General features: G+C 62.1%; 1 pseudogene. It reads left to right on the top strand.

The annotated features are described in order from the left end of the window. Nucleotides 1-262, top strand: a pseudogene (locus R0J88_RS20930) (tellurium resistance protein TerC); the annotation flags it as partial. Nucleotides 263-264: the final 2 nt, after the last annotated feature.

Below are 264 nucleotides of genomic sequence, written 5' to 3'. Positions count from 1 at the left end.
CGCCTCTGTCATCTTCGCCATCCTCGGCCTGCGCAACCTGTACTTCATGCTGGCGGCAGCCGCGAAGTTCCTGGTGCATCTCGAAAAGGCTGTGGCGCTGGTGCTGGTGTTCATCGCCGCCAAACTCGGTGGCTCGGCGCTCGGCCTGTACCACATCGACCATCAGATCAGCATGGGCGTCGTCCTGGTGCTGATCCTCGGTGGCGTGCTCGCCAGTCTGGTCTTCCCGGGCAAGGAAGATGCCCAGACGGATCAGTCATAAGC

It is taken from the genome of Pseudoalteromonas sp. SIMBA_162, from assembly GCF_046535955.1.
Taxonomy (GTDB): Bacteria; Pseudomonadota; Gammaproteobacteria; order Enterobacterales; family Alteromonadaceae; genus Pseudoalteromonas; species Pseudoalteromonas marina.
This window is presented reverse-complemented; position numbering and strand designations above follow the sequence as displayed.